The sequence below is a fragment of the Enterobacter sp. EC_64 genome, assembly GCF_019584165.1.
Taxonomy (GTDB): domain Bacteria; phylum Pseudomonadota; class Gammaproteobacteria; order Enterobacterales; family Enterobacteriaceae; genus Enterobacter; species Enterobacter roggenkampii.
In genome coordinates this window covers 1-12,639 of the sequence record NZ_VDAS01000054.1, presented here as the reverse complement: position 1 = coordinate 12,639, position 12,639 = coordinate 1, and the positions used below count along the sequence as shown (strand labels likewise).

10 protein-coding genes and 1 pseudogene are annotated in these 12,639 nt (G+C 58.5%); 8 read left to right on the top strand and 3 right to left on the bottom strand.

Annotated elements, in window-relative coordinates; translation table 11 throughout:
* Positions 1–102: 102 nt before the first annotated feature.
* The 4 genes and pseudogenes from aqpZ to hcr form a co-directional block, all read left to right on the top strand.
* Positions 103–606, top strand: a pseudogene (aqpZ, locus tag FHC52_RS22140) (aquaporin Z); the annotation flags it as partial.
* A gap of 170 nt (positions 607–776) precedes the next feature.
* A complete protein-coding gene (locus FHC52_RS22135) occupies positions 777–1,676 on the top strand; it encodes a lysine exporter LysO family protein (RefSeq protein WP_021240895.1) in 900 nt (299 codons plus the stop codon).
* Positions 1,677–1,820: 144 nt separating this feature from the next.
* Entirely contained in the window at positions 1,821–3,473 is a 1,653-nt protein-coding gene (gene hcp, locus FHC52_RS22130; RefSeq protein ID WP_126287656.1) for a hydroxylamine reductase, read from the top strand.
* A 10-nt stretch (positions 3,474–3,483) separates the two neighbouring features.
* Positions 3,484–4,452, top strand: a complete 969-nt coding sequence (gene hcr / locus FHC52_RS22125; RefSeq protein WP_126287657.1) for an NADH oxidoreductase — start codon at positions 3,484–3,486, stop codon at positions 4,450–4,452.
* A 91-nt stretch (positions 4,453–4,543) separates the two neighbouring features.
* Here the strand turns inward: hcr and FHC52_RS22120 are convergent, their stop codons facing one another.
* Positions 4,544–4,978, bottom strand: a complete 435-nt coding sequence (locus FHC52_RS22120; protein WP_045352068.1) for a DoxX family protein — start codon at positions 4,976–4,978, stop codon at positions 4,544–4,546.
* A gap of 151 nt (positions 4,979–5,129) precedes the next feature.
* On the opposite strand from FHC52_RS22120, the gene poxB reads away from it, so the two are divergent.
* From poxB to FHC52_RS22100, 4 genes are all read left to right on the top strand, one after another.
* On the top strand, positions 5,130–6,848 hold the full coding sequence (gene poxB / locus FHC52_RS22115; RefSeq protein WP_023343670.1) for a ubiquinone-dependent pyruvate dehydrogenase: 1,719 nt from the start codon (positions 5,130–5,132) through the stop codon (positions 6,846–6,848).
* A 38-nt stretch (positions 6,849–6,886) separates the two neighbouring features.
* A complete protein-coding gene (gene ltaE / locus FHC52_RS22110) occupies positions 6,887–7,888 on the top strand; it encodes a low-specificity L-threonine aldolase (protein WP_023327002.1) in 1,002 nt (333 codons plus the stop codon).
* 10 nt (positions 7,889–7,898) lie between these two features.
* The gene (locus tag FHC52_RS22105) at positions 7,899–9,335 is read left to right on the top strand and encodes an SDR family oxidoreductase (protein WP_126287658.1); all 1,437 of its coding nucleotides are present in this window, start codon (positions 7,899–7,901) and stop codon (positions 9,333–9,335) included.
* A gap of 92 nt (positions 9,336–9,427) precedes the next feature.
* The gene (locus FHC52_RS22100; RefSeq protein ID WP_008500006.1) at positions 9,428–10,441 is read left to right on the top strand and encodes an NAD(P)-dependent oxidoreductase; all 1,014 of its coding nucleotides are present in this window, start codon (positions 9,428–9,430) and stop codon (positions 10,439–10,441) included.
* A gap of 159 nt (positions 10,442–10,600) precedes the next feature.
* On the opposite strand, the gene FHC52_RS22095 is transcribed toward FHC52_RS22100, so the two are convergent.
* Positions 10,601–12,412, bottom strand: coding sequence for a chitinase (locus FHC52_RS22095; RefSeq protein ID WP_220420270.1), 1,812 nt, complete (start codon positions 12,410–12,412; stop codon positions 10,601–10,603).
* Between the two features lie 129 nt (positions 12,413–12,541).
* Positions 12,542–12,639 (bottom strand): IS1 family transposase (locus tag FHC52_RS22090; protein WP_000851394.1); only part of this gene is annotated, 98 nt, incomplete at its 5' end.

Sequence of the window (12,639 nt, the reverse complement as noted above, 5' to 3'; positions counted from 1 at the left end):
GCCTAAATAGGCTGATTCGATGTGTTTGCGGGAAAAAAATCGGCCCAGATCCGCGAAATTTTAATCAGCGAGTCAGCTTGGGAAGAAATGACCTGCTTATTCGCACCTTCCTTAGGTTTATGGGCCGGCGGTCGTTTTCCGGCGAAAGAGGTAATTGGTTATATTGTCGCTCAGGTGGTGGGCGGTATTATCGCAGCGGGCGTTCTGTACGTCATTGCCAGCGGTAAAGCTGGCTTCGACGCGGCGGCCAGCGGCTTCGCCTCTAACGGCTTCGGCGAGCATTCTCCGGGCGGTTATTCCATGCTGTCTGCCATCGTGATTGAAATTGTGCTGACCGCAGGTTTCCTGTTGGTGATCCACGGCGCAACCGACAAACACGCGCCAGCCGGTTTCGCGCCGATTGCCATTGGTCTGGCACTGACGCTTATCCACCTGATCTCCATCCCGGTCACCAACACCTCCGTTAACCCGGCACGCAGCACCGCCGTCGCCATCTTCCAGGGCGGCTGGGCGCTTGAGCAGCTCTGGCTGTTCTGGGTGATGCCGATTATCGGCGGTATCCTGGGTGGCGTGCTGTACCGCACGCTGCTGGAAAAACGCGATTAATTGCGCGCGGTGTCGGGTGGCGCTAACGCTTACCCGACCCACGTGAGTGTGCACTTGTAGGCCGGGTAAGGCGCAGCCGCCACCCGGCTTTTTTATTGCCGCTTTACTGAACAGTCTTTATTGGGTAGTGTCTCTGGCGCTCAACAGATACTCAAAAGGACCGGCTGTTCATGTTTTCAGGACTCCTCATTATTCTGCTGCCCCTGATTGTGGGCTATCTCATCCCGCTGCACAGAGAATCCGCATTACGGCTTATCAACCGTTTTCTCAGCTGGATTGTTTACGTCATTCTTTTCTTTATGGGGATCAGCCTGGCCTTCCTGGATAATCTGGCGACGAATCTGCTTTCCATCCTGCATTATTCTGTGGTCACCGTGGTGGTTATTTTGCTGTGTAATATCGCCGCATTATTCTGGCTTGAGCGCACCGTTCCGTGGAAAAACCATCATCATCAGGAAAAACTCCCTTCCCGAATTGCGATGGCGCTGGAATCATTAAAACTGTGCGGCGTCGTGGTGCTCGGTTTTCTTCTTGGTCTGACCGGCTGGGCATTTTTACAGCACGCGACAGAGGCCAGTGAATATACGCTAATTTTCCTTCTGTTCCTGATCGGTATCCAGCTGCGAAATAATGGCATGACGCTGAAGCAAATTGTTTTAAATCGTCGGGGAATGATGGTTGCGGTCATTGTGGTCGCCAGTTCCATGGTGGCGGGCGTCATTAACGCCTTTATTCTCGATCTGCCGCTGAAAACCGGTCTGGCGATGGCGTCAGGCTTTGGCTGGTATTCCCTCTCCGGTATCCTGCTGACCGAATCCTTTGGCCCGGTCATCGGCAGTGCTGCATTCTTTAACGATCTGGCGCGCGAGCTGCTCGCCATTATGCTGATCCCGGGGCTGGTTCGCCGCAGCCGCTCTACCGCGCTGGGCCTGTGCGGCGCGACGTCGATGGACTTTACCCTGCCAGTATTACAACGCTCTGGTGGACTGGAGATGGTGCCCGCCGCCATCGTTCACGGCTTTATTTTAAGCCTGCTGGTTCCGGTTCTGATGGCCGTCTTCTCGGCCTGATACCTCTTTGGCGGTAGGGTGCCTGCCGCCAAAATTGCGCTAAATCAATCTCCCTCTATTTTGTAGCAGAAAGCCCTTTTCTCCGTTCTGGCACAGGCATAATCTTAAACATGTATATCAAATATAACTTTAACAGGTGTGATTATGTTTTGTGTGCAATGTGAACAAACCATCCGTACCCCGGCAGGCAATGGCTGCTCTTACGCACAGGGTATGTGCGGCAAAACCGCAGAAACATCTGACCTGCAGGACCTGCTGATTGCCGCCCTGCAAGGCCTTTCCGCATGGGCGTTCAAAGCCCGCGAATATGGCATCATCGACCACTACGTCGACAGCTTCGCCCCGCGCGCCTTCTTCTCCACGCTGACCAACGTTAACTTCGACTCTCCGCGCATTGTTGGCTATGCCCGCGAAGCCATTGCCCTGCGTGAAGCGCTGAAGGCGCAGTGCCTGAAGGCGGATGCTAACGCCCGCGTGGAAAACCCGATGTCTGACCTTCAGCTGGTGAGCGACGATCTCGGCGATCTGCAGCGTCAGGCGGCCGAATTCACCCCAAACAAAGACAAGGCGGCGATTGGCGAGAACGTTCTCGGCCTGCGCCTGCTGTGCCTGTACGGCCTGAAAGGCGCTGCGGCCTATATGGAACACGCGCACGTGCTCGGTCAGTACGATAACGACATCTACGCCCAGTACCATAAAATCATGGCGTGGCTGGGCACCTGGCCTGCCGATATGAACGCGCTGCTGGAATGCTCAATGGAAATCGGCCAGATGAACTTCCGCGTGATGAGCATTCTGGATGCGGGTGAAACCGGCACCTACGGCCACCCGACGCCGACGCAGGTCAACGTCAAAGCGACCGAGGGCAAATGCATCCTGATCTCCGGTCATGACCTGAAAGATCTCTACAACCTGCTGAAGCAAACCGAAGGCACCGGCGTTAATGTCTATACCCACGGTGAAATGCTGCCAGCGCACGGCTATCCGGAGCTGCGTAAATTCAAGCACCTGATCGGTAACTACGGCAGCGGCTGGCAGAACCAGCAGGTGGAATTTGCCCGCTTCCCTGGTCCTATCGTGATGACCTCTAACTGCATCATCGACCCGACCGTGGGCGCGTATGACGACCGCATCTGGACCCGCAGCATCGTCGGCTGGCCGGGCGTGAGCCATCTTGAAGGTGACGATTTCGGACCGGTGATAGCGCAAGCGCAGCAGATGGCAGGCTTCCCGTACAGCGAGATCCCGCATCTGATCACCGTCGGCTTCGGGCGTGAAACCCTGCTCGGCGCCGCCGATTCGCTGATTGACCTCGTCAGCCGTGAAAAGCTGCGCCACATCTTCCTCGTCGGCGGCTGCGACGGCGCGCGCGGCGAGCGTAACTACTTTACCGATTTCGCCACCCGCGTGCCGGAAGACTGCCTGATCCTGACCCTGGCGTGCGGTAAATACCGTTTCAACAAGCTGGACTTCGGCAACATCGAAGGCCTGCCGCGCCTGATCGATGCGGGCCAGTGTAACGATGCTTACTCGGCCATTATTCTTGCCGTTACCCTGGCGGAAAAACTGGGCTGCGGCGTCAACGATCTGCCGCTCTCCCTGGTGCTCTCCTGGTTTGAGCAGAAAGCGATTGTCATCCTGCTCACTCTGCTCTCACTGGGCGTGACCAACATCGTGACCGGCCCGACAGCGCCTGGCTTCCTGACGCCGGACCTGCTGGCCGTGCTGAACGAGAAATTCGGCCTGCGTTCCGTGACCAACGTTGAAGACGATATGAAGCAGCTGTTGAGCGCGTAAGGAGTAATTTATGACCATGCCAACCTCACAATGCCCGTGGCGGATGCAGGTGCATCACATCCATCAGGAGACGCCGGATGTGTGGACGCTGTCGCTGCTGTGCCACGACTACTATCCGTACCGAGCAGGTCAGTATGCGCTGGTTAGCGTTCGCCATTCGGCAGACACCCTGCGCGCCTACACCCTTTCTTCCACGCCGGGCGTGAGCGAGTACATCACGCTGACCGTCCGTCGCATTGAAGGCGGAGCCGGTTCAGAATGGCTGACCCGGGACGTGAAGCGCGGGGATTATATCTGGCTGTCCGATGCGCAGGGTGAATTCACCTGTGACGACAAAGCGGACGATAAATTCCTGCTGCTGGCGGCGGGCTGTGGCGTGACGCCGATCATGTCGATGCGCCGCTGGCTGGCAAAAAACCGCCCGCAGGCCGACGTGCAGGCGATCTTCAGCGTGCGCTCTCCGGACGATGTCATTTTTGCCGAGGAGTGGCGTGATTATCCGGTGACGCTGGTGGCTGAGCACAACGCAACGCACGGTTTTGTGCCCGGTCGCCTGAGCCGCGAGCTGCTGCAAAGCGTGCCGGATATCGCGAACCGCACCGTGATGACCTGCGGCCCGGCGCCGTACATGGCTATCGTGGAAGAAGAAGTGAAAGCGCTCGGCGTGACCCGTTTCTTCAAAGAGCAGTTCTTCACGCCGGTGGCGGAAGCGGCAACCAGCGGGATTCAGTTCACCAAACTGCAGCCTGCGCAGACCTTCTTTGGCCGCGTGGGCACGACGCTGCTGGAGGCGCTGGAAAGCAACAACGTGCCGGTGGCGGCGGCCTGCCGTGCCGGGGTGTGCGGCTGCTGTAAAACAAAGGTGGTTTCCGGGGAGTACACCGTCACCAGCACCATGACGCTGTCCGACGCGGAAATTGCCGAGGGTTACGTGCTGGCGTGCTCGTGCCATCCGCAGGGCGATCTGGTCCTCGCATAAACAATAAACGTTCGTTCGTAGGCCCGGTAAGCGTCAGCGCCACCGGGCTTTTTTGCCGGGTGGCACTGCGTTTACCCGGCCTACAACCCCCCTACCGCCACGCAGGTGTTTTCCCCAGCGCAAACCGCCCTGCCCCTAAAAACGCCACCGCCAGCGAGCCGATAAAGAAGTACACCAGGCTTTCAATCGCCCATGCCCCGACCTTGTCGAGCGCGAATGTCTCATCTAATCCCACCATCAGCCACGCCACGATCATCGTAAACGCCAGCACCAGCGCGGCCGGGCGCGTAAAGAGCCCGACAATAATCAGGATCGGCGCCACCACTTCGCCAATCAATACGCCGTAGGCGATAAACCCCGGCAGCCCTTTCTCCACCAGCATACCGCTGATAAAGCCCACCCCGCCAAACAGCTTATGCAACCCATGAAAGAGCATCAGCCCGCCGACGACAAGTCGTAACAAGAGTTTGCCGAGATCGTCGCACGATAGCTTTTCATTAACAGCAATTAACAATGATTTAACCATTTGAAATGATTCCTGTTTTCACTGAGGTATCATCAGATTATGCCGAAGCGTTGCGCGTGAAAAGCACCTTTTAATTGGGGGGATTTGACGGGCAATACGGAGACTTTCTTCTAAGCTTGTAAGCGTTATCACAAAAAGGAGACGGACAACCATGAAACAAACCGTGGCTGCATATATAGCGAAAACGCTCGAACAGGCTGGCGTAAAACGTATCTGGGGCGTCACCGGCGATTCCCTCAACGGACTCAGCGACAGCCTCAACAAGATGAAGACCATTGAATGGATGCCGACCCGCCATGAAGAGGTTGCCGCGTTCGCCGCAGGCGCTGAAGCACAGCTTACGGGTGAGCTGGCCGTCTGCGCCGGATCCTGCGGGCCGGGTAACCTGCACCTGATCAACGGCCTTTTCGACTGTCACCGTAACCACGTTCCGGTGCTGGCGATTGCCGCCCACATCCCCTCGTCCGAAATCGGCAGCGGCTATTTTCAGGAGACGCATCCGCAGGAGCTGTTCCGTGAATGCAGCCACTATTGCGAACTGGTTTCATCCCCGGAGCAGATCCCGCAGGTTCTGGCGATCGCCATGCGCAAGGCCGTGCTGAATCGCGGCGTGTCCGTGGTCGTTATCCCGGGCGACGTGGCGCTCAAGGCCGCGCCGGAAGGAGCCAGCACCCACTGGTATCACGCGCCGCAGCCGGTGGTGACGCCAGCCGAGGAGGAGCTGAAAAAGCTGGCGCAGCTGCTGCGTTACGCCAGCAATATCGCCCTGATGTGCGGCAGCGGCTGTGCGGGCGCGCATAAAGAGCTGCTGGAATTTGCCGGAAAGCTGAAAGCCCCGATTGTCCACGCCCTGCGCGGCAAAGAGCACGTCGAATACGATAACCCCTACGATGTAGGCATGACCGGGCTGATCGGTTTTTCTTCCGGCTTCCACACCATGATGAACGCCGACACGCTGATCCTGCTCGGCACCCAGTTCCCGTACCGCGCGTTTTACCCGACGGATGCTAAAATCATTCAGATTGATATCAACCCGGCCAGCATCGGCGCGCACAGCAAGGTCGATATGGCGCTGGTAGGCGACATCAAATCCACCCTTGCCGCCCTGCTGCCGCTGCTGGAAGAGAAAACGGACCGCAAATTCCTTGATAAAGCATTGAGCGACTATCGCGATGCCCGCAAGGGTCTGGACGACCTGGCCAAACCGAGCGACAAAGCCATTCACCCGCAGTATCTGGCGCAGCAGATCAGCCATTTCGCGGACGACGACGCCATTTTTACCTGCGACGTCGGCACGCCAACCGTCTGGGCGGCACGCTACCTGAAAATGAACGGCAAGCGGCGACTGCTCGGCTCGTTCAACCACGGCTCGATGGCTAACGCCATGCCGCAGGCGCTGGGCGCAAAAGCAACGGCACCGGAGCGTCAGGTGGTGGCGATGTGCGGCGACGGCGGGTTCAGCATGCTGATGGGTGATTTCCTGTCGGTGGTGCAGATGAAGCTTCCGCTGAAAATCGTGGTCTTTAACAACAGCGTGCTGGGCTTCGTGGCGATGGAGATGAAAGCCGGAGGCTATCTGACGGACGGCACCGAGCTGCACGACACCAACTTTGCCCGCATCGCCGAGGCGTGCGGCATCACCGGCATTCGCGTGGAGAAAGCGTCCGAGGTGGATGAAGCCCTGCAGCGCGCCTTCTCCATCGACGGGCCGGTGCTGGTGGATGTGGTCGTCGCCAAAGAGGAGCTGGCGATCCCGCCGCAGATCAAGCTTGAGCAGGCCAAGGGCTTTAGCCTGTACATGCTGCGCGCCATCATCAGCGGGCGCGGTGACGAGGTGATCGAACTGGCAAAAACCAACTGGCTCAGGTAAAACATCTGGCATCGCCTTTTTAAATATAAGGACATGCCATGATTGATTTACGCAGTGATACCGTTACCCGCCCGAGCCGCGCCATGCTCGAAGAGATGATGGCCGCCCCGGTCGGGGATGACGTCTATGGCGATGACCCGACGGTCAACGAGCTGCAGCGCTACGCGGCAGAACTGAGCGGCAAGGAAGCGGCCCTGTTCCTGCCCACCGGCACGCAGGCCAACCTGGTGGCGCTGCTCAGCCACTGCGAGCGCGGTGAAGAGTATATCGTCGGCCAGGGCGCGCATAACTATCTCTACGAAGCGGGCGGTGCCGCGGTGCTCGGCAGCATTCAGCCGCAGCCGATCGACGCCGCGCCGGACGGCACCCTGCCCCTTGATAAAGTCGCAGCGAAAATCAAAGCCGATGATATTCATTTTGCCCGCACCCGGCTGCTCAGCCTCGAAAACACCCACAACGGCAAGGTCCTGCCGCGCGAATACCTGAAGGCGGCGTGGGAGTTTACCCGCGAGCGCGGGCTCGGCCTGCACGTGGATGGCGCGCGCATCTTCAACGCCGTGGTGGCGTACGGCTGCGAGCTGAAAGAGATTACGCAATATTGCGACTCTTTCACCATCTGCCTCTCTAAAGGGCTGGGCACCCCAGTGGGTTCCCTGCTGGTGGGCAATGCGGACTACATCAAGCGTGCCAACCGCTGGCGTAAAATGACCGGCGGCGGCATGCGCCAGGCGGGTATTCTGGCGGCAGCCGGGCTGTATGCCCTGAAAAACAACGTGGCGCGCCTGAAGGACGATCACGACAACGCCGCGTGGATGGCGGCGCAGTTGCGTGAAATTGGCGCCGACGTGATGCGCCACGACACCAACATGCTGTTCGTCCGCGTGGGCGATGACCACGCCGCTGCGCTTGGCGAGTTCATGAAAGCACGTGGCGTGCTGATCAACGCCTCACCTGTGGTGCGTCTGGTCATGCATCTCGACGTCAACCGCGAGCAGCTGGCCGACGTGGTAAAACACTGGCAGGCGTTTTTACAGCGATAAGGAGCATCACGTGCCGCAACGCATTCTGGTGCTCGGCGCCAGCGGGTATATCGGTCAGCATCTCACCGCGGCGTTAAGCCAGCAGGGGCACCAGGTGCTGGCTGCGGCACGCAACACCGAACGCCTGCAAAAACTCGGTTTGCCGGGCGTCACCTGTCACAGCATTGACCTCAACTGGCCAAAGGCGCTTCCCGCGCTGCTGGAAGGGGTCGACACGCTTTACTACCTGGTGCACAGCATGGGTGAAGGCGGAGATTTTATCGCCCACGAGCGTCAGGTAGCGATGAACGTCCGCGATGCCCTGCTGCAAAGCCCGGTGAAGCAGGTGATTTTTCTCAGTTCACTTCAGGCACCTGAACGCGAGCAGTCCGATCACCTGCGCGCCCGCCAGCTGACGGCGGACATCCTGCGGGGGGCCAATATCCCCGTCACCGAACTGCGCGCCGGGATCATCGTCGGCGCGGGGTCTGCCGCCTTCGAAGTGATGCGCGATATGGTCTACAACCTGCCGGTGCTCACGCCGCCGCGCTGGGTCCGTTCGCGCACCACGCCGATTGCGCTGGCGAATCTCCTGCATTATCTGGTGGCCCTGCTGGATCACCCGGCGGAGAAACATCGCGTGCTGGAAGCGGCAGGCCCGGAAGTGCTGAGCTATCAGGCGCAGTTCGAACATTTCATGCGCGTCAGCGGCCGCCGCCGCTGGCTGATCCCCATTCCCTTCCCGACGCGCTGGATTTCGGTGTGGTTTTTGAATGTCATCACCTCGGTGCCGCCGACGACCGCCAAAGCGCTGATTCAGGGGCTGAAGCACGATCTGCTGGCCGACGATCGCGCGCTGCGCGCCTTAATTCCTCAGGATCTGATCCGCTTTGACGATGCCGTGCGCAATACGCTCAAGGAAGAAGAACAGCTGGTGAACTCCAGCGACTGGGGCTACGACGCCCAGGCCTTTGCCCGCTGGCGGCCAGAGTATGGTTATTACCCGAAACAGGCGGGCTGCACGGTGAAAACCTCCACGAGCCTGGCCGCGCTCTGGGAGGTGGTGAACCAGATTGGCGGCAAAGAACGGTATTTCTTCGGTAATCTCCTCTGGCAAACGCGCGGGGCGATGGACCTGCTGGTGGGCCACCGGCTGGCGAAAGGCCGCCCGGCACGCCCGTATCTTGAGGTGGGCGACGCGGTCGACAGCTGGAAGGTGATCATCGTCGAACCGGAAAAACAGCTGGCGCTGTTGTTCGGCATGAAAGCCCCGGGGCTGGGCCGACTCTGCTTTACCCTGAAAGACAAAGGCGATCATCGTGAACTGGACGTGCGCGCCTGGTGGCATCCGCACGGAATGCCGGGTCTGTTCTACTGGCTGTTGATGATCCCTGCCCACCTGTTTATCTTCCGGGGAATGGCGAAACGCATTGCGCAACGGGCAGAACAAAAGACGGAAAAGATCTAAATAAAACTCTCTTTCTTTCACCTTTCCCATTGCATAGCGCCGTAATTCACGAAAGAATGCGCACGAAATTCTTTTCAACACAGTGGATAGCTATGAAGGTACTGGTTACCGGGGCGACCAGCGGCTTAGGCCGAAATGCGGTCGAGTTTCTGCGCAACAAGGGCATTAGTGTCAGGGCTACCGGTCGCAACGAAGCGATGGGTAAACTGCTGCAAAAAATGGGCGCAGAGTTCGTCCATGCCGACCTGACGGAGCTGGTCTCCTCGCAGGCGAAGGTGATGCTCGCCGGTATCGACACGCTGTGGCACTGCTCCAGTTTTACCTCCCCGTGGGGGACCCAGGAAGCCTTCGACCTCGCCAACGTGCGGGCCACCCGTCGTCTGGGGGAATGGGCCGTTGCCTGGGGCGTGCGTAACTTTATTCATATCTCGTCACCGTCACTCTATTTCGACTATCACCACCACCGTGACGTGCAGGAAGATTTCCGCCCTGCTCGCTTTGCCTGTGAGTTTGCCCGCAGCAAGGCGGCCAGCGAAGAGGTCATCGACCTGCTGGCGCAGTCAAACCCGCACACCCGCTTTACGGTCCTGCGTCCGCAGAGCCTGTTCGGGCCGCACGATAAGGTATTTATTCCGCGTCTGGCGCAGATGATGCATCACTACGGCAGCGTGCTGCTGCCGCGCGGCGGCGATGCGCTGGTGGATATGACCTATTACGAAAACGCCGTTCACGCCATGTGGCTGGCCAGCCAGCCGGACTGCGATAAGCTGATCTCCGGTCGCGCCTACAACATCACTAACGGCGAACCCTGCACGCTGCGCAGCATTGTGCAGCGGCTGATCGACGAGCTGCAGATCAACTGCCGTATCCGTTCCGTGCCCTACCCAATGCTGGATATGATTGCCCGCAGCATGGAGCGCTTTGGCAGTAAAACAGCCAAAGAGCCTGCGCTGACGCATTACGGCGTCTCTAAACTCAACTTTGACTTCACGCTGGATATTTCACGGGCGGAGAATGAGCTGGGGTATAAACCGGTTGTGACGCTGGATGAAGGGATTATGCGCACGGCGGCGTGGCTGCGGGATCACGGGAAGCTGCATCGCTAGCCTTTTTGCCCGGTGGCGGCTTCGCCTTACCGGGCCTACAACGGCTCCGTACTGACCCCTCGCCCTTAGCCTCATGTAGGCCAGGTAAGCGCAGCGCCACCCGGCAAAAGACAGAGGGTGCAAATACGAAAACGGCAACCCGAAGGTTGCCGTTTGCTTTTACAGAGCCGTCCAGGCATCAGCCCACGCCAGCCCAACGCCGGGTTCGTAGTATGCCGGGGCATTGTTACACCAGCCGCTGTACGGGAACGGTTTGCACTGGAACAGTTTACCGTGGTTGTTCACGATATCACCTGCGTTGTACTTGCTGTTCGCGCTCCACGCGGCGTAAGAGCCGGAAGTGCCTTCGTCCTTAGGCTCGGCTTTCGCTTTCACATTCAGCAGGTAGGACGTGGTGCTGGTCAGTTCACCATCGCTGACGGTCAGGCCGATTTCGTACTGCTGAGCCGTTGCAGACTCTGGCGCCTTGAAGGTCACCACCGCTTTGTCCTGACCGGTCACGGTCTGGCCATCCTGGGAACGCCAGGTGTAGGTCAACTTGTTACCGTCGGCGTCAGTGGAGCCTTCCGCGCTCAGGGAAACCTGCGCACCCGCTTCAACCGCCCCGATTGGGCCCGCAATCTGCGCCACAGGGGCGTGATTCACGGTAGCCGGTTCAACAGGGGGGGTATCTTCCGCTGGCGTCGTATCCGCTGGCGGCGTGGTGTCTGCCGGGGTTTTGTCTTCCCCTGGGGTCACGGCTGAGCCGTCGTCGTTAATGATGTTCACGTTATAGAACTTCTTAACGCAGTTGGTGTAGTCACCCTCTTTGAACGCGCTGAACGGCGTCTGGTACCCCACCAGCTGGCAGGAGTAGGTCTTACCGTCCGGCGTATCCGGGCTCCACCCCCAGTCCTGCTCCCAGTAGATCTTCAGCGCGCCGGCGCCGCCTTCATCGAACTGCTTCATGTTGGCGCAGCCCAGCACTTCATTCGCCGGAACAGGCACTTTCAGGTAGTTCGCGAACTCTTTGTAGTACTTGATGCGGTTTTCAGACTGGGCAATCTCGGTTGGGCCGCCGCACTCTACGCCACCGTTGATGATCTGGGTGGTCACGCCGAAGCCCGGAACCAGGCCGTTGGCTTTATCGTGATCGTTTGGCTGCCAGGTGCCGTCGATAACCTGCAGCATGCTTGGTTTTGGCGGCTGCGGATAGGCGAAGAAGAAGATCGCACTTGCCAGGTTCAGCCAGGTATCCGCCACCAGCTCAGGCTTGTCGAGCAGGGTGCGGACGGTGCCAAACATCGCTTCAGAGAACGGACCGTAGTTATAGTTGTAAGACAGCTGCTTCGCGCCGCGGCCAAAGTAGCTTACGAAGTCGCCGTCTTTGTCTTTACCGCATGGCCAGGTCTGCCCCTGCCAGATGTCTGGGTTACATTCGCCGTTATAGCCGCCTTTCTGGCCTTCGGTCCAGCCCATTTCACGGACGTGAACCAGGGCCTGACGCCATTCGGCTTCCGGACGCCAGCTCTCATGGCCGCCGGTTTCCTGCGCAAAGTGGGCGAACATGGTCGCCAGCTCTTTGCGGCAGATGGCGTCGCTGTCGCGACCATCGTTATAGGTCTTACACAGTGCCGGGAATTTACCAACAGCCTTCAGGAAGTTACTGTAGGTATAAGACTGAGCGCGCAGCGGGAAGAGATATTCCCAGTCGCTGGCCTTCACGATCCCTTCAACGCGCTTGACGTTGTCAGGGTTCGAGGCACGACCTGGCTCAATCTGCTCAACGAGGCTATTGTCCAGGGTCGCAATGGTATCCTTCACCGAAACCATCAGCGGGAAATTGGTCAGCTCTTTTTCCTTTTTCGCCAGATCGCTGGCTTTCATGGTGTACGGCTCACTGCTGGCAGCCTGCAGTGATGCAGCCTGGGCCATAAAGGGTGCAATACATGCCCCCGCCACGAGAACGCTCAGTAATGTCCTTTTCGTCATTTCAAATAATCCTGTATTTAAGCAACTAGGGTGAGTACATTCCCGGCTTATGTATTACTCCCTTAATAAATAAGCCAGAGAGTGTGGTTCTTTTTCATTTTCTGAAGAACACCGGGTAATGACTCCAACTTACTGATAGTGTTTTATGTTCAGATAATGCCCGATGACTTTGTCATGCAGCTCCACCGATTTTGAGAACGACAGTGACTTCCTGCCCAGCCTTGCCA